This window comes from Streptomyces sp. NPDC025806 (genome assembly GCF_055558275.1).
The window spans coordinates 207,085-229,181 of record NZ_JBVHMU010000012.1 but is presented as its reverse complement, the minus strand read 5'-3'; the positions used below and the strand labels follow the sequence as shown (position 1 = coordinate 229,181).

The following is a 22,097-nucleotide window of genomic DNA, read 5'->3' as shown; positions in this document are numbered from 1 at the left end:
GCGGTACGGGAAGGGGCCGGACACCTGGTGTCCGGCCCCTTCCGCATGTTTGGCGGCCGGCGCGTCACAGGGCTTCACAGGGTGGCGAGCAGGGACTCCAGCGGGGCCGGTACGCGGGCGGAGGGCAGGGCCTCGGTCAGGACCCGGCCGTAGCGGATCTTGCGGCCGCTGGTGGTGCCGAGGAAGCGGCGCAGTTGCTGGGCGGCCGTGCGGTCCTGCTGGGCGGGCTGGCGCTGGAAGGTCTGCAGGGAGCGCAGCTCGCCCTCCTCGCGGACGAGTTCCTCGACGCGCGGGACGCCGAGGGCGCGGATCAGTTCCTCCTCCAGGTCCGCCGCGCACACGTAGAACTCCTGCTCCTGCCCGGTGACGCCGGCCCGCTCCAGGCCGCGCTCGTAGAAGCCGCGCTCCGCCTCGTCGCACAGGCCGGTCAGGCGCAGGCCCAGGCCGTCGGGGCCGAGCAGTGCGGCGAAGCGGGCGATGCTCATGGCTCCGCCCATCGGGAGGACGCAGATGCCCTCGGCGGCGAGGTCGCGGCCGTGGCGTGCGGCGAGTGCGTCGACGGCCGCGGCGTCGCTGGGGCCCTCCAGGAGGACGGCGGTGCGGACGGGGAGGCGGGTGGCCAGGGTGCGGGCGCGGTCGCCAGGGCCGCCGGCCGCCCAGGCGACGACCGCCTCCCGGAACGCGGCCATGTCCGTCGCCGCGCCCCGCCCCTCCAGATCCTCCGCCGCGTCCGCCAGGTCCGCCGTCTTCGCCGCATCTGTCGTCATGACACGAGTCTGCGTCTTGGCGGGGTGGGGCGACAGCGGATTTCTGGGGGCGGGGCTGGTGGGGCGGGGCTTCGGTGCGGGGCCTGGCGGGGCTGCGTTGTGGCGAGCCCTGATGCCTCGTGCGTCCGGCGCCGGGGGGCGTCGCCGTAGGGGGCGGTGAGCGTCGCCGGGTGCGCCGTCGGTGGGGCTTCTCGCGCAGTTCCCTGCGCCCCTGACGGGGCGCATCCGTCCCGGCACCTCTTCCGGCGCCGGGCTGGCGCCGGGGTGCTGCCTCAGGCCCGGCGCCGGGCCGACGGCCCCCGGAGGGGGCGGGAGGGTGGGAGAGGGGCTCGGGCAAGGGGGGGAGTGAGGCTGGGCGGCTGGGGGCGCGCCCGGGCCGGCCCCCGGACGGGGTGGGGCTAGTCGTCGTGGGGGCGGGGTGGGCGGCCGTCGAGTTCTACGGCTGTGCAGCGCCAGCGCAGGGATTCGTCGCGGACCAGGCGGAAGGCCAGGGCGTGGAGGCGGGGGCCGGAGGTGATGCGGGCGAAGACCTCGTAGGAGCCGGGGGACGGTTCGAAGTGGCCGATGCGGTGGATGCGGGGGCGGGCCGGGCCCAGGGTGCGGCGGTCGGCGAGCCAGAGGAGATCCTCGTAGGCCTGGTGGACGGTGTGGCGGGCGACCCAGTGCAGCGGCTTCTGGCCGCTGAGCACGAGCACGAGGCGCTCGGTGAACAGTTCGGTCGGGTGCGGCGGGGCCTGCGGCGCGATGCGGCCGGGGCCGGGGCGCCTGCTGTCGCGCCGGGCGGGCGGTCGGGTGTTCCGTCGAGGGCCTCGCCTGGTCATCACCTTCTGCACAGCGACCTCCGGATACCAATCAGTAACTTAGTGGTGGTGATCTTGTACGAGGCAGGGGTGCGGCCCCGCAAGGGCGGCCGGGAGGCGCGGGGCGGGACGGGCCGGTTCGCTCATCCGGGTGGCCCGGGGCGGCGGCGGGCCCCGGGGAGCGGGACGGGCCGGAGTGAACCGGCCCTGCCCGGCTGACGCGGGCCGAGGGCGCGGGCGGCGGCCCGAAAGGGGACGCACCCCGGTGCGGGGAGGGTGGGTCCCCGTATCCTGAAGGGCCCGGATCCCGTAGGCCCCGACGACGAAAGCGGCCCGTCATGCGCGTGTACGTACCCCTGTCCCTGCCTCGACTCGCGGCGGCGTACAAGGCGGGCGAGCTGGGCCCCGCGCCGCTGACCGCCTTCGCCGTGACGCCCGCGCTGCGCGAGTGGTACCTCTCCGACGACATCGAGGAGCTGGAGTACGCCGCCCTGAACCGGGCCGCGCTCGCCTCGCTGCGGATGCTCGCCGGTGAGCCGGACGCCGCCCGGCGCCGTGTCGTGGTCGCCGTCGACGTGGCGGACGGCGCGGCCGTGGCCGACCCCGACCGGGGCCTCGACCCGGCCTCGCTCGGCGAGGTGTCCGTACGGGACGTCGTGCGGCTGTCCAAGGCGGCGGCCGTGCACGTGGACGCCGACGACGCGGAGAAGGACGTCACCGCCGCCGCGGCAGCGCTCGGCGCCGCCGACCACGGGGACGACGACGCGCAGTTCGTCGTGGACGGGGCCGAGGACCACGAACTGCTCTGGTTCGCGACGCAGGAGATTCCGAACCTGATCGGCCTGCGCGACTGAGCGGAAGGTACGTTCTGGGGATGGGGAAGCACACCACCGCGCACATCGTCTGGGACTGGAACGGCACGCTGTTCCACGACACCGAAGCCGTCATAGGGGCCACGAACGCCGCCTTCGAGGAGATCGGGCTCGAACCGATCACGCTGGAGACGTACCGGACGCTGTACTGCGTGCCTGTCCCCAAGTTCTACGAGCGGCTGCTGGGCCGGCTGCCCACCGAGGACGAGTGGCTCCTCATGGACTCGACCTTCCACCGGCACTACGTGGACCACGCGGGCGACTGCCGGCTCACCGACGGCGCCGAGGGCCTGCTCGCCGGCTGGCAGGGCGCGGGCCGCAGCCAGTCCATCCTCAGCATGTACGACCACGACCGACTGGTGCCGCTGGTGCGGGACTTCGGGATCACCGACCGGTTCCTGCGCGTCGACGGCCGCACCGGGCCCTCGGGCGGCAGCAAGGCCGAGCACATGGTGCGGCACCTGAACACCCTCGACGGGGTCGCGCCGGAGCGCACCGTCGTCATCGGGGACGCGGCCGACGACGCGGTCGCCGCGCTGCACGCGGGCGCGCGGGCCGTGCTCTACACCGGCGGCTCGCACAGCAGGGCCAGCCTGGAAGGCGCCGGAGTGCCGGTCGTCGACACCCTCGCCGAGGCCGTGCGCGAGGCGGAGCGGATCGCCGAAGCCGCCTGAATCCCTCCTTCCGCCGCGCCCGGCGTTTTGCGCCGAGTGCGTTCACGCTCCGCGCCCGGCTGCGTACGCTGGGGTGGTACGGCCGTACGGCAGCCACGACGGGGGGACGCGAACCATGGGTTTCGGCTTCGGGCAGCGGCGGGGCGGACAACTTCCCGCCGAGGTCACGACGTTCGTGGGGCGCTCGGACGAACTGGCGCAGGTGCGGGGCGCGTTCGACCGGGCCCGGCTCGTCACGCTGGTCGGGCCCGGCGGGGTCGGCAAGAGCCGCACCGCGCTGCGGGCCGCGGCCGGGCTCGCCAAGCGGTTCCCGGACGGGGTGTGGCTCGTCGAGCTGAGCGCGCTGCGCGACCCCGAGCTGATCCCCGCGACGCTCGCCGCCGTGCTCGAACTCCCGGACCAGGCAGGCATGGAGCCGCTCGACGCGGTCGTCGCGCACCTCCAGGGGCGGCGGCTCCTGATCGTCCTCGACACCTGCGAGCACCTCGTCGACGCCTGCGCCATGCTCGCCGACGTGCTGCTGCGCGAGGCGGCCGGCGTGAGCGTCCTCGCGACCAGCCGGCAGCCGCTCGACGTGCCGGGCGAGCACTGCTGCCCCATCGCGCCGCTGAGCGCCGACGACGCCCTGGAACTGTTCGTGCAGCGGGCCGCCGCCGTCGTGCCCGGCTTCACGGTGACCGACGCCAACCGGGAGCAGCTCACCGCGCTCGCCGGCCGTCTCGACGGGATCCCGCTCGCGCTGGAGCTCGCGGCGGTCCGGCTGCGGGCCGTGCCCCTGGAGCGGCTCGTGGAGCGGCTCGGCCACCGCTTCGAGGTGCTGACCGGAGGGCGCCGCACCGCGCTGACCCGGCACCAGACGCTGCGCACCGCGATCGGCTGGTCGCACGAGCTGTGCACGCCCCAGGAGCGGCTGCTGTGGGCGCGTCTGTCGGTGTTCGCCGGGTCCTTCGAGCTGTCGGCCGCGGAGACCGTGTGCGCGGGCGGCGAGCTGGCGCCCGGCGCGGTCCTGGAGCACCTCATCGGGCTCGTCGACAAGTCGGTCGTGCAGCGCATCACGGAGAACGGCGGCCGGTACCGGCTGCTCGACACGATCCGCGAGTACGGGGCCGAGTGGCTGGAGGAGTCCGGGCAGGCGGCGGCCGTGCGCGGGCGGCACTTCGCGTACTACCGGGAGCTCGGCCGGCGCTTCTGGGACGAGTTCCTCACCGCCGCGCAGCCGGGGCACCACCGGGTGCTGCGGGCCGAGAGCGCCGATCTGCGGGCCGCGCTCGAGTACGCGTACGGGAGCGGGGGTCCGGAGACCGTCGCGCAGGGGCTGTGGCTGGCGGCGCAGCTCGGGCCGTTCTGGCGGGCGGCCGGGGTGCTCGCCGAGGGCCGGTACTGGATCGACAAGGGGCTCGGGCTGCTCGGCGAGGTGGGTGGGGAGCAGGCGTGGGGCCGGTTCATGGTCGCCCTGTTCTCGGTGTGGACCGGGGACCTGCCCGGCGCCCTGGAGCTGTTCCACCGGGCGATCGCGGTGGCGCGGCAGGCGGGGGAGGGCCGGGTCGAGCTGTTCTGCGAGGCGTACCTGGGCGGGCTCGGGGCGCTGTGCGGGGAGCCGGACGGGCTCGCGGCGCTGGAGGACGCGCGGCAGCGGATCGTGGCGCGGGGCGACGGGCTCGGCACGGGTGTCGTGCACTACGAGGGCGCGCTGCTGCTCGGGGTGCTCGGGGACACGGACGGCGCGCTGGAGCTGTGCCGGACCGGGCTCGCGTTCCTGGAGGGCACCGGGGAGCGGCAGCTGTACGGGTCCACGCTCATGGTGCAGGGGGTGATCCTGTGGCTCGCGGGGGAGCGGGACGACGCCGTCGAGGCGCTGCGCCGGGCGCTGGAGGCCGCCGCCGAGGTCGAGGAGGTGCTCGTCGCGGCGATCTGCTGCCTCGCGCTCGGGTGGGCGGCGGCGCGGGGGAAGCGGTTCGTGCGGGCGGCGTGGCTGCTCGGGTACGCGGAGAACGCGCGGCGCCTGTCCGGTGACCCCGTCGGCATGCTGCCCTCGCTCTTCGAGGAGCAGGAGACGGTGCGGGGGGCTGTGCGGGAGGCGCTGGGGGAGGACGGGTTCCGGCGGTGGCACGAGGTGGGGGCGCGGCTTTCCGGGGACCGGGTGCTGGAGGCGGTGCGGGGGGACGCGGAGGTTCCGGCGCCGGTGGTGGCTGTGCCGGGGGCTCGGCGGAGTGGGGTCGAGGCGCTGACCCGTAGGGAGCGGGAGGTTGCCGCGCTGGTGGTGGAGGGGTTGTCGAACCGGGAGATCGCGGAGCGGCTGGTGATCTCGAAGCGGACCGCTGACGCGCATGTGGAGCATATTTTGGCGAAGCTCGGGGTGGGGTCGCGGACGGAGGTTTCTCTGGCGGCGGCGGCCTCGACCGTGGCTGGTTGATCTCTCATTGCCGGGTGCGCCGCCGGTGGGGCTTCTCGCGCAGTTCCCCGCGCCTCTGAGAGGCACGCTTCGCGCGCCCCCAGGGGGCTTGTCGCGTCGCGCCCCGCGGCGGAGCCGCTGATCGGGCACAGCCCCGCGCCCCTGAAGGCGCACTTCGTGCGCCCCAGGGGCATACCGGTCGCGCCCCAGGGGGCGGTAGGTATACGGAGGTCGGCTTCAGCCTGCGATCTGGGTATACGGGTGTTCCCGGGTACCGATGTGTGATCAGGGGTGTACCGAGGAGGATCTGGGGGTGTCGGTCTCCGGAGGAGGTCGCGGCGGGGGGTCGGGCAGTAACGGTCAACTCCCCCACGCTGTCGTGGCGACAGCCCCGCCGTGGTGCCCGGAGCGTGGCATCGCGGTGGCTGCCCTCGTCGGCGGGGCAGCCACCACCCACCCCCTGCCGGTGACCCGCCCGGACCCCGCGGGTCACCCCTTCGGGCGCTCCCAGCACACTCCGTCGCTCAGCGATCTGTGCAGAGTGTCAAAGTTCGCCCCCCGGTTTTGTACACATACGGCTCATGACGGGCCCCGGGGGCGGGGCGATAGCCTTGACCCGTGATCAGCGCGATATCTCGCGGGGGCATCGTCGCCCCCTGCCCGCGCCGGGAGACCACGGTTCGTCATGCCGACCGTGCCCGGCGCTCAGCCGCTGATCGTTTCCCGCGGCCGGCCGGTGCGCCGAAAATGGCTCATATCCGTTCGCTCTTCTCTCATTCCGGCATAACGTCGACGTACAGCGGACACCCCGCGCCGTCTCGTGATGCCGAACGTTTTTTCTCGAACACGTCTACGTCACGCAACGGCGCGCGACAGGAGCCAGAGGACAATGCAGACCAAGCTGGACGAAGCCAAGGCCGAGCTGCTCGAACGGGCCGCCCGGGTAGCTGAGAACAGCCCGGCAGGGGGGCATCTCCCGGCTGGGCAGACGGGCGAGGGCACGCCGGACAGCGACACCGTGCTCACGTTCCTCCAGCGCTACTACCTGCACACCGCACCCGAGGACCTCTCCGACCGCGACCCGGTCGACGTCTTCGGCGCCGCCTACTCGCACTACCGGCTCGCCGAGAACCGTCCGCAGGGCACCGCCAGCGTCAAGGTCCACACCCCGACGGTCGAGGAGAACGGCTGGACCAGCAGCCACTCCGTCGTCGAGGTCGTCACCGACGACATGCCCTTCCTCGTGGACTCGGTCACCAACGAGCTGTCGCGGCAGGGACGCGGGATCCACGTCGTCATCCACCCGCAGGTCGTCGTGCGGCGTGACGTGACCGGCAAGCTCCTGGAGGTGCTGCCGGACGGCGCCACCGCCGACGGCCACGACGTGCTCACCGAGTCGTGGATCCACGTCGAGATGGACCGCGAGACGGACCGCGCCGACCTCAAGCAGATCACCGCCGATCTGCTGCGTGTCCTGTCGGACGTGCGCGAGTGCGTCGAGGACTGGGAGAAGATGCGCGACGCCGCGCTGCGCATCGCCGACGAGCTGCCCTCCGAGCCCACCGCGGGCGACCTGGACGAGTCGGAGGTCGAGGAGGCCCGCGAGCTGCTGCGCTGGCTGTCCGCCGACCACTTCACCTTCCTCGGCTTCCGCGAGTACGTCCTGACCGAGGACGACTCCCTGGCCGCCGTACCCGGCACCGGCCTCGGCATCCTGCGCTCCGACCCGCCGCACGGCACCGACGACCACCACCCGGTCTCGCCGTCCTTCAGCCGGCTGCCCGCCGACGCCCGCGCCAAGGCCCGCGAGCACAAGCTGCTCGTCCTCACCAAGGCCAACAGCCGCGCCACCGTGCACCGCCCCAGCTACCTCGACTACGTCGGCGTGAAGAAGTTCGACGCCGAGGGCAACGTGATCGGCGAGCGCCGCTTCCTCGGCCTGTTCTCCTCCGCCGCGTACACCGAGAGCGTGCGCCGCGTCCCCGTCGTGCGCCGCAAGGTCGCCGAGGTCCTCAAGGGCGCCGGCTTCACGCCCAACAGCCACGACGGCCGCGACCTGCTCCAGATCCTGGAGACGTACCCGCGCGACGAGCTGTTCCAGACCCCGCCGGACGAGCTGCGCTCCATCGTCACCTCCGTCCTGTACCTGCAGGAGCGGCGCCGGCTGCGCCTGTACCTGCGCCAGGACGAGTACGGGCGCTACTACTCGGCGCTCGTCTACCTGCCGCGCGACCGCTACACCACGGGCGTCCGGCTGCGGATCATCGACATCCTCAAGGAGGAGCTCGGCGGCACCAGCGTCGACTTCACCGCCTGGAACACCGAGTCGATCCTGTCCCGGCTGCACTTCGTCGTCCGCGTCGCGCCCGGCACCGAGCTGCCGCAGCTGTCCGACGCCGACAAGGACCGCATCGAGGCCCGGCTCGTGGAGGCCGCCCGCTCCTGGGCCGACGGCTTCGCCGAGGCGCTGAACGCCGAGTGCGGCGAGGAGCGCGCCGCCGAGCTGCTGCGCCAGTACGGCCACGCCTTCCCCGAGGGCTACAAGGCCGACCACACGCCGCGCGCCGCCGTCGCCGACCTGGTCCACCTGGAGGCCTTCGCCCGCAGCGGCAAGGACTTCGCGCTCTCCCTGTACGAGCCCGTGGGCGCCGCCCCCGGCGAGCGCCGCTTCAAGATCTACCGCACCGGCGCGCCCGTCTCCCTGTCGGCCGTCCTCCCGGTGCTGCAGCGCCTGGGCGTCGAGGTCACCGACGAGCGCCCGTACGAGCTGCGCTGCGCGGACCGTACGACGGCGTGGATCTACGACTTCGGCCTGCGCCTGCCCAAGCAGGGCAACGGCAACGGGGACGACCTCGGTGCCGACGGCCGCGAGCGCTTCCAGGAGGCGTTCGCCGCGACCTGGACCGGCGCCGCGGAGAACGACGGCTTCAACGCCCTCGTGCTCGGCGCCGGGCTCACCTGGCGCCAGGCCATGGTGCTGCGCGCCTACGCCAAGTACCTGCGCCAGGCCGGCTCCACGTTCAGCCAGGACTACATGGAGGACACCCTCCGCAACAACGTCCACACCACGCGCCTGCTGGTGAGCCTCTTCGAGGCGCGGATGTCGCCGGACCGGCAGAGCGCCGGCACCGAGCTGATCGACGGGATCCTCGAGGAGCTCGACGGCGCGCTCGACCAGGTCGCCTCGCTCGACGAGGACCGCATCCTGCGGTCCTTCCTCACGGTCATCAAGGCGACCCTGCGGACCAACTTCTTCCAGAGCGCCGGGACCGACGCGCGCGAGCCGTACCGCCCGCACGCCTACGTCTCCATGAAGCTCGACCCGCAGGCCATCCCCGACCTGCCCGAGCCGCGCCCCGCCTACGAGATCTGGGTGTACTCGCCCCGCGTCGAGGGCGTCCACCTGCGCTTCGGCAAGGTCGCGCGCGGCGGTCTGCGCTGGTCCGACCGGCGTGAGGACTTCCGCACGGAGATCCTCGGCCTGGTCAAGGCGCAGATGGTGAAGAACACCGTCATCGTGCCGGTCGGCGCCAAGGGCGGCTTCGTCGCCAAGCAGCTGCCCGACCCGTCGGTGGACCGCGACGCCTGGATGGCCGAGGGCATCGCCTCGTACAAGACGTTCATCTCGGCGCTGCTCGACATCACCGACAACCTGGTCGGCGGCGAGGTCGTGCCGCCCGTCGGCGTCGTGCGCCACGACGGCGACGACACCTACCTGGTGGTCGCGGCCGACAAGGGCACCGCGAAGTTCTCCGACATCGCCAACGAGGTCGCCCAGGACTACGGCTTCTGGCTCGGCGACGCGTTCGCCTCCGGCGGCTCGGCCGGCTACGACCACAAGGGCATGGGCATCACCGCCCGCGGCGCCTGGGAGTCCGTCAAGCGGCACTTCCGGGAGCTGGGCGTCGACACCCAGACCGAGGACTTCACCGTCGTCGGCGTCGGCGACATGTCCGGCGACGTGTTCGGCAACGGCATGCTGCTCAGCGAGCACATCCGCCTCGTCGCCGCGTTCGACCACCGGCACATCTTCATCGACCCGAACCCGGACGCGGCCACCTCGTACGCCGAGCGCCGCCGCATGTTCGACCTCCCGCGCTCCAGCTGGGAGGACTACGACAAGGAGCTGATCTCCGCCGGCGGTGGCGTCTTCCCGCGCTCCGCCAAGGCGATCCAGCTCAACGCGCACATCCGCGAGGCCCTCGGCATCGAGTCCGGCCAGTCGAAGATGACCCCGGCCGAGCTGATGAAGGCCATCCTCCAGGCCCCGGTGGACCTGCTGTGGAACGGCGGCATCGGCACGTACGTGAAGTCGTCCGTCGAGTCGAACAGCGACGTCGGCGACAAGGCCAACGACCCGATCCGCGTCGACGGCCAGGACGTGCGCGCCCAGGTCATCGGCGAGGGCGGCAACCTCGGCGCGACCCAGCTGGGCCGCATCGAGTTCGCCCGCAAGGGCGGCCGGGTCAACACCGACGCGATCGACAACAGCGCCGGTGTGAACACCTCGGACCTCGAGGTCAACATCAAGATCCTGCTCAACCGTCTGGTCCTCGACGGCGACATGACCGTCAAGCAGCGCAACAAGCTGCTCGCGGCCATGACCGACGAGGTCGGCGACCTGGTCCTGCGCAACAACTACGCGCAGAACACGGCGCTCGGCAACGCCGAGGCGCAGGCCCCGTCCCTGCTCCACGCCCACCAGCGCTTCATGCGCCGGCTCGGCAAGCAGGGCCACCTGGACCGCTCGCTGGAGTTCCTGCCGAACGACCGGCAGATCAAGGAGCTCCTCAACAGCGGCCGCGGCCTGACCCAGCCCGAGCTGGCCGTCCTGCTCGCGTACACGAAGATCACGGCGTCGGACGAGCTCATCCAGACCTCGCTGCCCGACGACGCGTACCTGGCCCGTCTGCTGCACGCCTACTTCCCGCAGGCGCTGCGCGACAAGTACCTGGACGCGATCGACGGCCACGCGCTGCGCCGCGAGATCATCACCACGGTGCTGGTCAACGACACGGTGAACACGGGCGGCTCGACCTTCCTGCACCGCCTGCGCGAGGAGACCGGCGCGTCCCTGGAGGAGATCGTCCGGGCGCAGCTCGCGGCCCGCGAGATCTTCGGCCTGAGCGACGTGTGGGACGCGGTCGAGGCGCTCGACAATGTCGTCGCCGCCGACGTCCAGACCCGGATCCGGCTGCACTCGCGCCGGCTCGTCGAGCGCGGCACGCGCTGGCTGCTCAACAACCGGCCGCAGCCGCTCCAGCTCGCCGAGACCATCGGCTTCTTCAAGGAGCGGGTCACCGAGGTCTGGGCGGCCATGCCGAAGATGCTGCGCGGCGCCGACGCCGAGTGGTACCAGGGGATCGTCGACGAGCTGACCGGCGCCGGGGTGCCGGAGGAGCTGGCCCAGCGGGTCGCCGGGTTCTCCTCCGCGTTCCCGACGCTGGACATCGTGCAGATCGGCGACCGCATGGGCAAGGACGCCCTCGCCGTCGCCGAGGTCTACTACGACCTGGCCGACCGCCTCAGCATCACGCAGCTGATGGACCGCATCATCGAGCTGCCGCGGGCCGACCGCTGGCAGTCGATGGCCCGCGCGTCGATCCGTGAGGACCTGTACGCGGCGCACGCCGCCCTGACGGCCGACGTGCTGGCCGTCGGGAACGGGTCCTCGACGCCGGAGCAGCGGTTCAAGGCCTGGGAGGAGAAGAACGCGGCGATCCTGGGCCGCGCGCGCACCACCCTGGAGGAGATCCAGGGCTCGGACGCCTTCGACCTGGCGAACCTGTCGGTCGCGATGCGGACGATGCGCACGCTGCTGCGTTCGCACTCGTAGTCGCCGGGACGCAGTCGCCGGAACGTAGTGGTCGAGGGGCGCCTTCGGGCGCCCCTCGGTCGTTCTTCCTACCGGATTCTTGTGTTCTCAATGAGTGTCCCGACGGCTCGCACTGTGTTTCGGTGGTACCGATGGGGTGACCGAGCACGCCGACCAGGGAGAGCCCGATGCCGTCGAAGCAGATCCGGCCGGACGCGACGCCGGCCGCACGCGCGGTCGCACTGCCCGACGACTGGGCCGCGACCCCGCTCACCGTCGTCATGCCGACGTACAACGAGGCGGGGAATCTGCCCGGCATGGCCGAGGCGCTGATGGCGCTGCCGCTGCCGGGGCTGCGGCTCCTCGTCGTCGACGACTCCAGCCCGGACGGCACGGGCGACCTCGCCGAGGAGTACGCGGGCCGCTTCGGCGCCGACCGCATGGCCGTGCTGCACCGGGCGGGCAAGGAAGGGCTCGGCCGTGCCTACGCGGCGGGCATGGCGCGGGCCGTCGCCGACGGCGCCCGCTACGTCCTCCAGATGGACGCCGACGGCAGCCACCCCGTCGCGAAGGTCCCGCAGCTGCTCGGGGTCGCCCTGTCGACCGGCGCGGGCGTCACCATCGGCAGCCGCTACGTGCAGGGCGGCAGCCTCTCCGAGGCCTGGGGCGCGCACCGCAAGCTGCTCTCGCGCTGGGCGAACGCGTACGCGGGCACGATCCTCGGCACCCGCGTCCGGGACATCACGGGCGGCTTCAACCTGTGGCGCGAGGACGCCCTGCGCGCCATCGACCTGGCCTCCGTCGACAGCGCGGGCTACAGCTTCCAGGTCGAGATGAAGTACCGGGCGCTGCGCCGCGGCCAGGGGATCATCGAGGTGCCGATCCACTTCGAGGACCGTACGGTCGGCGAGTCGAAGATGAACCTCATGGTGCAGCTGGAGTCGGTGGCGATGCCGTGGCGGCTGCGGGCGCGCTCGCGCCGCTGACACCGGCGACGCGGAGGGCTCCTCAGCGGACCATCCGGGCCAGGCGTCGCAGCCGGCGCACCGCCGGGGTCCGGGCCGCGCGCCGCACGGGCGGGCCGATCCGGGTGGCGAGGGGCCCGAGCGGTTCCCAGCGCAGTTGCAGCCGTCCCGCGCCCTTGCCCTCCGGTTCGACGGTGACCCGGTGCCGGTCGACGTGTGCGGTGCGGACGGGCAGGTCGAGCGGGGCGAGCAGCAGCCCGGTGTTGCGCGCGCCGTCCGGGGCGGTCAGCTGGAGCATGGGGTGCCGGGTCCCGGTGAAGCCGAGCCGGGGCAGCACGAGCGCCGTGAGGTCGAGCCGGACCCGGCCCTCGAAGACGCCCGGCCGCACGGGGTCGAGCCGGAAGCGCAGGGTTGCGCGGCGGCGGCCCGGGGTGAGCAGCAGCGCGGCCGGCTGCGGGCCCACGGACAGCCGGAGTCCGGGGTCGTAGGTGCGTACGCGCAGGTCCAGGGAGGCCGGTCCGGGTCCCCGCTCGACGGACAGGAGCTCGTGCCGGAACTGGGCGCGCCGGAAGGGCCGGGTGTCCAGCTCCAGGTCGGCGAGGGAGAGTTCGCGGCGGGCCCACGCCGTGTCCGGGACCCGGTCGCCCCAGTACGGGGTCCCGGCCGCGTCCAGGGCCGTCGTGCGCGGGGCGACCGCGTGGCCGAGGCCGCGCGCGGCGAGCCGGGCCTCGGGCAGGCGCAGGTCGCGCACGAGCTGGAGGACGACGCGTTCGTCGCGGGGCAGGCGGGCGTAGGCGGCGGGGGAGAGCCGGTCGAGGTAGGGGTTCACGACGGCGGCGAACTCGGCGAGCCAGGCGTCGTCGCGGTGCGGCAGGTCGCCCGCGTACATCCGGAAGTCGTGCTTGAGGAACTTGTGGTCCTTGGCCTCGCGCAGCGTGTCGCCGCGGCCGTTCTCGGCGAGGAAGGCGTCGATGAGCTCCTGCACGTGGACGCGGTCGCGGACGTTGTCGAGCCGGTGCCGCTGGTTGGATATGGAGGCCGTGCCCCCGGCCGCGTACGGGTGGATGTACCAGCGGTAGACGGTCTCGGGGACGATCGTGAAGGCCTTCGCGAGGCAGTAGGCCTGCGCCGAGAACAGCTGGTCCTCGTAGTGGATGCCCTCGGGGAAGCGCAGGTCGTGGCGGTCGAGGAAGGCGCGGGCGTACATCTTGCTCGTCGACAGGTGCTCGAAGAGGAGGTCTGGTTCGTTCTCCAGGCCCTCGACGGTGCGGCGCTCGGCGACGAGGTGCGGCATCCACCGCGAGGTGCGTCCGGTGTCGACGCGGACCCGCTCGACGGCGCCCATCGCGAAGTCGAGGCCGGGGTGCTCGCGGTGCGCGGCGAGCAGGAACTCGACGGCGCGGGGCGGGAGTTCGTCGTCGCTGTCGAGGAACATCAGGTACGGGGCGCGGGCGATGTCGAGGGCGCGGTTGCGCGGGACGCCGCATCCGCCGCTGTTCTCCGGCAGCCGGAGGTAGGTGATGCGGGGGTCGGCGGCGGCCAACTCCCGGGCTATGTCAGGGGTGTTGTCGGTCGAGTGGTCGTCGCTGATGACGATCTCGATGTTCGCGTGGGTCTGGGCCCGGAGGGAGGCGACGGCGCGGGGGAGGCGCGCGGCGTCGTCGTAGGTGATGACGGTGACCGTGACGTCAGGCGTGTCCATGGGCGTCCGCCTCCTCGGGGGTGGGGGCCACGGTGCGGGACTCCAGCGGCAGCACCGGCGGCAGCGCCTCCTCGGGCTCGCCGAGGAAGACCCGGCGCACGACGCGCTCGGCGGCCCGCCCGTCGTCGAACTCGCAGAAACGGCGCCGGAACCGGTCCCGGGCCGCCGCCGACGCCCCGTCGCGCCAGGCGCCGGTGGCGAGGATCTCCGTCAACTCGCCCTGGGTGCGGGCGACATGGCCCGGCGGCTCGGCCGTCAGGTCGAAGTAGACACCGCGAGTCGTCGCGTACGTCTCCCAGTCGTCGGCGTAACTGACGATCGGGCGGTCCAGGTTGGCGTAGTCGAACATGATCGACGAGTAGTCCGTGATCAGCGCGTCCGCGGCGAGCGCCAGCTCCTCCACCGGTTCGTACGCGGAGACGTCGACGACCCGGCCGGTGCGGCGCAGGCCCGCGAGCGGGGAGGCGGCGCCGCCGTAGAAGTAGTGGCCGCGCACGAGCAGGACGGTGTCCTCGCCGAGGTGCTCGGTGAGCGCGGCGAAGTCCAGGCGCGGGGTCCAGCGGGCCTCGTAGTCGCGGTGGGTCGGCGCGTACAGGAGAGCGCGGCGGCCGGGGGCGATGCCGAGGCGGGCGCGGACGGCGCGGACGTCGGCGGCCGTGGCCCGGTGGTAGACGTCGTTGCGCGGATAGCCGTGGTCCAGGGAGACGTAGTGCGACGGGTAGGCGTGCTCCCACATGCGGGTGGAGTGGGAGTTGGCGCTGACGCTGTAGTCCCACTTGTCGACGCGGGACAGGAGCGCGTCGAAGTCCAGGCCGCGCGAGGCCGTGGGGTGATCGATCTGGTCGAGGCCCATCTTCTTCAGCGGGGTGCCGTGATGGGTCTGGAGGTGGATCGCGCCGGGCCTCTTGACCACCGCGCCGGGGAAGTTGACGTTGTTGACGAGGTACGCGGCACGGGCCATGACCTCCCCGTAGCGGCGGGTGCCGGGCACGACGTGCTCGGTGCCGGGCGGCAGCAGCGGTTCCGTCGCGCGGGACACCACCCACACCGGGCGGATGTGCGGGGCGAGTTCGGCGAGCTTCGCGGCGATCGCCGCCGGGTTGCAGGCGACGCCGCGGTCCCAGTACGCGGAGAAGACGGCGAGCTCCGGGTCGAGCGGGGTCTTCAGCGCGCGCTGGTAGTGCAGGTCCAGGAGCTTGCGGCCCGCCTTCCTGCGGCCGGTGCGGACGGCCGAGCGCAGGGCCCGCCGGCCGTGGCTCAGTTCCTGGAACGCGCGGTACTTCGTGTACGCGTTCTGCTCCAGGAGGCCGCGCCGCACGCCCTCGCGGCCCGGCGGAGCGCGGTGGCCGGGGGGCTTCCAGCGCACGGCCGCCGCCGAGGCGCGGCGGAAGAACTCCCGGGCGACCGCCTCCGGCAGCCCCTCCCGGGACACCACGCGCAGCGTCTCGGTGGCCATCAGGTCGTACAGGACGGCGCGGGGCGCGGCCGCGGTGCCGTGCTCCCGCATCAGCTCCTGAAGGCGCTCGTACGCGTCGATCAGCTCGTAGCGCCGCTCGGCCGGAACCGGCGGCAGGCTCTCGCGGCGCAGTTGCCGTACGTCGGCCAGGACGTGCTCGGTGCCGGCGATGCGGCGGGCGAGGACGAGGGCGGCGCGGGCCGCGTACGTCGGGTCGGCGTCGGTGAGGTGCTTCTCGTGGGTGTGGTGGAAGGCGGTGCGCAGGACGCGGTTGGCGAGCAGGGGGGTGACGCGCAGGAGGTTGCCGTGCTCGTCGAGGGGGCGGTCGCGGCGGCCGAAGCGGGCGAGGCGGCCCGTGTCGACGCCGGAGGCGCCGGGGCCGCGCCAGGTCGAGCGGATGTGGTCGCCGAGCACGACGTCGACCTCGTCGGGCAGCTCGGCGAGGCGGGTGCGCAGGGCGGACAGGGCGCCGGGGACGGGCCGGTCGGTGGCGGTCAGGCACCACAGCCAGGTGCCGGTGGCGCGGTGGGCGCCGGCCGCGCGGGCGCCGGCGGGCTCCGTGCCGGCGGGCAGGGTGAGGAGGGTGGTGCGCGGGACGCCGGCCAGGTGCTGCTCGGCCGTGTCCCGCGCCGCGTCGCCGACCGCCGCGACGATCAGCTCGGTGTCCTCGGGCAGCCGGCCTGCGATGCCGTCCAGGCAGGGCCCGAGCAGGCCCTGCACGTCGGGGCCGTGCACCACGACGCTGAGGGCGGGGCGGGTCTCCGTCATCTGCTGATCCCCCTGGCGGCCGCGCGGGGCGGCCGATCGGATATCGGCATCAAGTCAGACAAAGAGTATCTTTCGGACCGGTGCGGGGCCCGTCGCCCTGGCCTGTCCGGGCGGCCTAGCCGGTTTTCGCCGGCTTCTCGGTCGGCTTCTTCGCGGGGCTCTTGGTGCCCGTGCCGCCCGTGAAGGCCTCGTACTCCTTGAGCACGTCCTCCGTGGGGCCGTCCATGCGCAGCACCCCGCGCTCCAGCCAGAGCACGCGGTCGCAGGTGTCGCGGATCGACTTGTTGCTGTGGCTGACCAGGAAGACCGTGCCGGCGTGCTTGCGCAGTTCGCGGATCCGCTGCTCGGAGCGCTTCTGGAAGGAGCGGTCGCCGGTCGCGAGGGCCTCGTCGATGAGGAGGACGTCGTGGTCCTTGGCGGCGGCGATCGAGAAGCGGAGCCGGGCCGCCATGCCGGAGGAGTACGTGCGCATCGGCAGGGTGATGAAGTCGCCCTTCTCGTTGATGCCGGAGAAGTCGACGATCTCGTCGTAGCGGTCGCGGACCTGCTCGCGGCTCATGCCCATGGCGAGGCCGCCCAGCTTCACGTTCCGCTCGCCCGTGAGGTCGTTCATCAGGGCGGCGTTGACGCCGAGCAGGGAGGGCTGGCCGTCGGTGAAGATCCGCCCGTTCTCGACCGGGAGGAGTCCCGCGACGGCCTTGAGCAGGGTCGACTTGCCCGAGCCGTTCGTGCCGATGAGGCCGATGGCCTCGCCGCGGTACGCGGTGAACGACACGTTCCGCACGGCGTGGACCTTGCGCACGCCCGCGCGCCGCTCGGCCTTCTTCTTGCCGCCGACGATCCGGCTGAGCGCGGCGGTCGCGGAGCCGCGGCCCGCGCCGGTGCCGTGGACGCGGTAGACGATGTCCACGCCGTCGACGATGACGGTGGGGACGTTCTCGGTGTTCTGGGGCTCAGCCACGTCCGTACCTCTCCTCGGCCTTCCAGAAGAAGACGAATCCGCCCAGCCCGGCCACCAGGGCCCAGCCGAGGGCCAGCGGCCACGCGTGGGGCGGCAGCTGGTCCGCGTGGAAACTGTCGATGAGCGCGAAGCGCATCAGGTCGATGTAGAGCGCCGCCGGGTTGATCTGGAGCAGCGTGACGACGATCGGCGGCACGTCACGGCCCGCCGTCAGATGCGTCAGGCTCCACATCACGCCCGAGGTGTACATCCACGTCCGCAGCACGAACGGCATGAGCTGCGCGATGTCCGGCGTACGGGCTCCGAGCCGGGCCATGACGAGCGCGAGCCCGGTGTTGAACACGAACTGCAGCGCCAGTGCCGGAACGGCCAGCACCCACGACGGGCGCGGCGGCACTCCGGCGCACAGCAGGATCACCACCAGCGCGCACATTGAGAACAGCAGCTGCTGGAGCTGCTGGAGGCAGTACGAGATCGGCAGCGAGGCGCGCGGGAAGTGCAGGGCTCGTACGAGGCCGAGGCTCCCGGAGATCGCCTTCGTGCCCGCCATCACGGACGACTGCGTGAACGTCCACACGAACACGCCCGTGACCAGGAACGGGATGTAGTCCGGCACGTGACGGCTGGTGCCGAGCAGCTTGCCGAAGATCAGGTAGTACACCGCCGCGTTCAGCAGCGGGGTGAGGACCTGCCAGACCTGGCCCAGCTTGGCCTGGCTGTACTGCGCGGTCAGCTTCGCCGTGGAGAACGCGGTGATGAAGTGCCGCCGCTGCCACAGCTGCCGCACATAGTCGCGCAGGGAGGGGCGGGCGCCGCTCACGGTCAGCCCGTGGCGCGCGGCCAGGGCCGCCGCGTCCTCCTGGCCGGCCGGGGCGGCGGGGTCCGGAGGGCGGGGTACGGAAGGCGTGTCGAGGACCTGACTCACATCGCCTGCTTTCTGGACGGCCGGGCGGTCGGACGGCCGGAGGGCGGAAGGTCGTTCGTCGGAAGGTCACTACGTCGGAACGGACCCGTATCGTCGTGACGTGAGACTAGGGCCCCGCGACGTCGGAACGCAACCGTATCGTCGTGCCGCAACTATGCTGGCCGTATGACGACCAACGCCGAACCGCCCAGGCCGACGCCGCGTCGCCGGGCCCCGGCCGGGGCCGCCGTACTGCGTGAGGACGTGACGGAGGCCATCCGCGCCGCCGTCTTCGAGGAGCTCGCGTCCGTGGGCTACGCCCGGATGTCCATCGAGGGCATCGCGCGCCGCGCCGGGGTCGGCAAGACCGCCGTCTACCGGCGCTGGCGCTCCAAACTCCACCTCGTCCTGGACCTGGTCTCGGCCATAGCGGTCCAGGGCCTGCCGGCCCCCGACACCGGCTCCCTGGAGAGCGACCTGCTCCTCCTCTACCAGGTCACCTCCCGCGCCCTGCGCCACCCGGTCGCGGGCCAGATCATCCCCGACCTCCAGGCGGAGGCCGCCCGCAACCCCGACATCGCGGACGCCCTCCAGAAGGCCCTGCGCGAGGGCCAGCACGGGGTGGCCAGCGGCATCGTCCGCGCGGCGGCGACCCGCGGCGAGCTGAGCCCCGACGTCGACGAGGACCTGGCCCTCGACCTGATCTCGGGACCGCTCTACTGGCGGGCGGTCGTCGCCCGCTCCCCGAAGCCCCCGAAGGGCTACCTGGAGAAGCTGGCGGCGGCGACGGCGGCGGGGCTCAGGGCGCTGTGACGGGGCGGGGGTCAGCCCCCGGCCGCCTTTCGCAGGGCGTCGACCGGGCGGGCTTCTCGTCCGCCGGGTCGCAGTCGGCACCGGTCAGAGCTGGTGGTCCGCCCACACGTACGTCTCCGGGAGCAGCTCGGCCACCGGGACCGTCCGCCGGTCCGGGCCGTTGCCGACGATGACCTTCAGTCCGGGGAAGTAGTCGAGGAGGACCTGTCGGCAGCGACCGCACGGTGGGACCACGCCCCGGTCGCGGTCGCCGACGGCGACCATCGTGGTCAGGTCGTACGCGCCCTGGGCGGCGGCGGTGCCGACGGCGACGAGTTCGGCGCAGGGGCCGCCGGTGAAGTGGTAGGCGTTCACGGCGGTGACGATCCGGCCGTCCCGGGCGCGGGCGGCGGCGGCCATGGTGTGGTTGTCGCCCCGGCAGCGGGTGGCGGCGATCTCCTCGGCGGCGGCGACGAGTTCGTGGTCGAGGGCGGTGGGCGTGGGCATGCCGGGAGCCTACGGGTCAGCGGAGGAGGCGGTGGAGGCGGCGGCGGGCCACTGTGAGGGCTCCGCGTAGGCCGGGGGCCGTGCGGAGGGCGAGGGCGCCGGAGTGGGTGGCGTAGGGCTGGGCGAGGAGGATGCCGTGGCGGCGGCTGGGGAGGGCCGTGCGGCGCAGCAGGCCGGGGCCGGTGGAGGCGTGGGCGGTGGCGTCGCGGTGGGTGCCGTCGGCGAAGTGGACGCGGAGCTGGATGTCCCAGGTGCCGGAGCGGGGGAGCGCGGAGAGGTCGAGGCGGGTCTCGGCGGTCCACAGGTTCCCGGCCGCGTTCGGGACGAGGTCCGCGGTGCGGTGCTGGGCGGCGGTGCCGCGCTGCCGGTCGAGCAGGGTGACGTCCACCGTGCGGGGCTTCGCGTCGGCCATCCGCCCGTACAGGTCGTGCAGGATCAGGCGCAGGCGGGTGCCGCGGCGCCCGGGGCGCAGTTCGCCGTCGACGGCGAGGGGCAGCAGGTGCGCGGGGCGTTCGAGCAGGTGGGTCAGCGGGACCTCGGGCAGGTCGGCGGACCAGACCGGGGTGCCGTCGGCGGTCCGCGCGTACGGCGGGCGCAGCCGGGCCGGGCGGGCGGCGACCTCCTTGAGGCGGGGCAGGTCGCGCGGCGCGGGCGAGGCGAGGATGACGCGGCCGATCATGCGGCCGGGCGAGGGCGCGGCCTCCAGGTCGGCCGTGTCGTAGGTCTGCAGATGGGCGCGGGTGCGCCGCCACCACTCGGCGCGGTACTCGGCGCCGCGCAGCTCCAGTTCGCGCGCGTACATCCGCAGGGAGTGGTCGATGAAGTGCGCCCGCGCGGCCCGTGCGAGCTTCGGCAGTCCGGCGGCGAGCAGGATGTCGACGGCCTCGCGGTGGGCGTCGAGCCGGGCCTGCCAGTTGTCGATCCCGGTGCGGTCGAGGGAGAGGGAGAGCCGGTCGGCGGCGCGGCGCACCTGCCACACGTAGACGGTGTCGGGGATCAGGGCGGTGCGCGGGCGCGCGGCGAGGACGCGGGCGGTGAAGACGAAGTCCTCGTAGAGGCAGCGCCCGTCGGGGAACCGGATGTCGTGCTCGCGCAGGAACGCGGTGCGGTAGAGCTTGTTGACGCAGAGGGTGTCGCGGACCAGGCCGGGGAGCTGTCCGGGGTCGGTGAGCACGGTGGTGCCGGCGTACAGCTTGGGCAGCCAGGGCGTCTCCTGCCCGGAGGGCAGTTCGCGGCGCACGCAGAGCCCCGAGACGAGGTCGGCCTCGTGCCGGCGCGCGGCGTCGAGCAGCGCCGGCGCCGCGCCGGGCGGCAGCACGTCGTCGCTGTCGAGGAACATCACGTACGGGGACGCGGTGCGGGCCAGCCCGTCGTTGCGCGGGGTGCCGCAGCCGCCGCTGTTCGTGCTGCGGCGCACGACGGTCAGCCGGGGGTCGTGCGCGGCGAGCTCGTCGAGGAGACGGCCGCTGTCGTCGGTGGAGGCGTCGTCGACCGCGATCACCTCGGTGACGGCGGGGCCCTGGTCGAGCGCGGAGCGGGTCGCGGCGGCGACATGGGCGGCGTCGTCGTAGCCGATCACGACGATCGTGACGCCGGGCTCGGCCGGCGGCGGAGGTGCGGTGGTCGGATCCACACCGGGAATTTTAGGGCTGTTTATGTCAAAAACGTGCTAACTCGGACACCGGTTCAGGCGGTTTCGGAACCGAAGAGGGCCGTGGTCAGAGCGCGGCCGTGTCCAGCGCGTCCGTGAGGCGCAGCAGGCGGCGGCGCAGGTCCTCGATCTCCGCCAGCTCGAAACCGGTCGCCTCCGCGATCCGCAGCGGCACCCGCTCCGCCCGCTCCCGCAGCGCGCCGCCCTCCTCGGTGAGCGCGACGATCACCGAACGCTCGTCCTGCGCGCTGCGCTCCCGGCGCACAAGGCCGTTCGCCTCCAGCCGCTTGAGCAGCGGGGACAGCGTGCCCGAGTCGAGCCGCAGACGCTCGCCGAGCCGCTTGACCGGCATCTCGCCGTCCTCCCACAGCACGAGCATGACCAGGTACTGGGGGTAGGTGAGGTCCAGGTCCTTGAGCAGGGTGCGGTAGACGCCGCCGAAGGCGCGGGACGCCGCGTTCAGGGCGAAGCAGATCTGCAGGTCGAGCCTCAGCGGGTCCAGGGGGTCGGTGGTGGTCATGGCTCCAGGGTAGGCGATCGCGTCATTTAGTTGTGCACAATCTAGTTGTGCATCACTGAATTGCGTGCTCTACTGGATCCCGCACCCAACCGGACTTCCGAAACCCGAGAGGCAGGCATCCCATGGACGCCCTCTACACCGCCGTCGCCACCGCCACCCACGGCCGGGACGGCCGCGCCGTCTCTTCCGACGGCGTCATCGACCTCCAGCTCGGCATCCCGTCCGCGATGGGAGGCAACGGCCAGGGGTCGAACCCGGAGCAGCTGTTCGCCGCCGGTTACGCGGCCTGTTTCGGCAGCGCGCTCGGGCTCGTCGGCCGCCAGGCGAAGGCGGACGTGGCGGACGCCGCCGTCACCGCCGAGGTCTCCATCGGCAAGCAGGGCGAGGGCTTCGGCCTCGCCGTCACGCTCCGCGTCGAGCTGCCCGACACGGTCGACGCCGAGACCGGCCGCAAGCTGGTCGAGATGGCGCACCAGGTGTGCCCGTACTCGAACGCCACGCGGGGGAACATCGACGTCGACCTCGTCATCGAGTGACCCTGGTCCTCGACC

General features: G+C 73.1%; 16 protein-coding genes. 7 read left to right on the top strand and 9 right to left on the bottom strand.

The genetic code is table 11. The features are described from left to right. Nucleotides 1–74 precede the first annotated feature (74 nt). Together ACZ4E1_RS27020 and ACZ4E1_RS27015 are read right to left on the bottom strand one after the other, a co-directional pair. The gene (locus tag ACZ4E1_RS27020; protein ID WP_467543880.1) at nt 75–689 is read right to left on the bottom strand and encodes a TOPRIM nucleotidyl transferase/hydrolase domain-containing protein; all 615 of its coding nucleotides are present in this window, start codon (nt 687–689) and stop codon (nt 75–77) included. 476 nt (nt 690–1,165) lie between these two features. Further along, entirely contained in the window at nt 1,166–1,588 is a 423-nt protein-coding gene (locus tag ACZ4E1_RS27015) for an Rv3235 family protein (RefSeq protein WP_467543800.1), read from the bottom strand. 317 nt (nt 1,589–1,905) lie between these two features. Here ACZ4E1_RS27015 and ACZ4E1_RS27010 point away from each other — a divergent pair, with 317 nt between their 5' ends. From ACZ4E1_RS27010 to ACZ4E1_RS26990, 5 genes are all read left to right on the top strand, one after another. After that, on the top strand, nt 1,906–2,421 hold the full coding sequence (locus ACZ4E1_RS27010) for a DUF6912 family protein (RefSeq protein ID WP_467543796.1): 516 nt from the start codon (nt 1,906–1,908) through the stop codon (nt 2,419–2,421). A 20-nt stretch (nt 2,422–2,441) separates the two neighbouring features. Then, the gene (locus ACZ4E1_RS27005; protein ID WP_467543792.1) at nt 2,442–3,113 is read left to right on the top strand and encodes an HAD family hydrolase; all 672 of its coding nucleotides are present in this window, start codon (nt 2,442–2,444) and stop codon (nt 3,111–3,113) included. A gap of 115 nt (nt 3,114–3,228) precedes the next feature. Then, the gene (locus tag ACZ4E1_RS27000; protein ID WP_467543788.1) at nt 3,229–5,526 is read left to right on the top strand and encodes an ATP-binding protein; all 2,298 of its coding nucleotides are present in this window, start codon (nt 3,229–3,231) and stop codon (nt 5,524–5,526) included. A gap of 868 nt (nt 5,527–6,394) precedes the next feature. Then, a complete protein-coding gene (locus ACZ4E1_RS26995; protein WP_467543784.1) occupies nt 6,395–11,341 on the top strand; it encodes an NAD-glutamate dehydrogenase in 4,947 nt (1,648 codons plus the stop codon). A gap of 167 nt (nt 11,342–11,508) precedes the next feature. Beyond that, a complete protein-coding gene (locus tag ACZ4E1_RS26990; protein WP_399125407.1) occupies nt 11,509–12,306 on the top strand; it encodes a polyprenol monophosphomannose synthase in 798 nt (265 codons plus the stop codon). 22 nt (nt 12,307–12,328) lie between these two features. On the opposite strand, the gene ACZ4E1_RS26985 is transcribed toward ACZ4E1_RS26990, so the two are convergent. The 4 genes from ACZ4E1_RS26985 to ACZ4E1_RS26970 all read right to left on the bottom strand — a co-directional run bounded on the left by ACZ4E1_RS26985 (nt 12,329) and on the right by ACZ4E1_RS26970 (nt 18,097). Next, nucleotides 12,329–13,987: a glycosyltransferase family 2 protein gene (locus tag ACZ4E1_RS26985; RefSeq protein WP_467543778.1), complete on the bottom strand. Its 1,659-nt coding sequence runs from the start codon at nt 13,985–13,987 to the stop codon at nt 12,329–12,331. Next, the gene (locus ACZ4E1_RS26980) at nt 13,974–16,211 is read right to left on the bottom strand and encodes a CDP-glycerol glycerophosphotransferase family protein (protein ID WP_467543775.1); all 2,238 of its coding nucleotides are present in this window, start codon (nt 16,209–16,211) and stop codon (nt 13,974–13,976) included. The genes ACZ4E1_RS26985 and ACZ4E1_RS26980 overlap by 14 nt, the downstream gene beginning before the upstream one ends. Before the next feature lie 115 nt (nt 16,212–16,326). Then, entirely contained in the window at nt 16,327–17,172 is an 846-nt protein-coding gene (locus ACZ4E1_RS26975) for an ABC transporter ATP-binding protein (RefSeq protein ID WP_467543772.1), read from the bottom strand. Then, nucleotides 17,165–18,097 carry an ABC transporter permease gene (locus tag ACZ4E1_RS26970; RefSeq protein WP_467543768.1) on the bottom strand — a complete coding sequence of 311 codons (933 nt, stop codon included), beginning with the start codon at nt 18,095–18,097 and terminating at the stop codon, nt 17,165–17,167. Before ACZ4E1_RS26970 ends, ACZ4E1_RS26975 begins: the two co-directional genes overlap by 8 nt. A gap of 165 nt (nt 18,098–18,262) precedes the next feature. Here ACZ4E1_RS26970 and ACZ4E1_RS26965 point away from each other — a divergent pair, with 165 nt between their 5' ends. Beyond that, a complete protein-coding gene (locus ACZ4E1_RS26965) occupies nt 18,263–18,889 on the top strand; it encodes a TetR/AcrR family transcriptional regulator (protein WP_467543764.1) in 627 nt (208 codons plus the stop codon). Between the two features lie 84 nt (nt 18,890–18,973). Here the strand turns inward: ACZ4E1_RS26965 and ACZ4E1_RS26960 are convergent, their stop codons facing one another. From ACZ4E1_RS26960 to ACZ4E1_RS26950, 3 genes are all read right to left on the bottom strand, one after another. Then, nucleotides 18,974–19,375 carry a cytidine deaminase family protein gene (locus ACZ4E1_RS26960; RefSeq protein ID WP_467543760.1) on the bottom strand — a complete coding sequence of 134 codons (402 nt, stop codon included), beginning with the start codon at nt 19,373–19,375 and terminating at the stop codon, nt 18,974–18,976. 16 nt (nt 19,376–19,391) lie between these two features. Further along, the gene (locus tag ACZ4E1_RS26955) at nt 19,392–21,008 is read right to left on the bottom strand and encodes a glycosyltransferase family 2 protein (protein WP_467543756.1); all 1,617 of its coding nucleotides are present in this window, start codon (nt 21,006–21,008) and stop codon (nt 19,392–19,394) included. A gap of 85 nt (nt 21,009–21,093) precedes the next feature. After that, a complete protein-coding gene (locus ACZ4E1_RS26950; RefSeq protein WP_467543753.1) occupies nt 21,094–21,546 on the bottom strand; it encodes a MarR family winged helix-turn-helix transcriptional regulator in 453 nt (150 codons plus the stop codon). 122 nt (nt 21,547–21,668) lie between these two features. Between ACZ4E1_RS26950 and ACZ4E1_RS26945 the strand changes: the two genes are divergently transcribed. Then, nucleotides 21,669–22,082: an organic hydroperoxide resistance protein gene (locus ACZ4E1_RS26945; RefSeq protein WP_467543749.1), complete on the top strand. Its 414-nt coding sequence runs from the start codon at nt 21,669–21,671 to the stop codon at nt 22,080–22,082. Nucleotides 22,083–22,097: the final 15 nt, after the last annotated feature.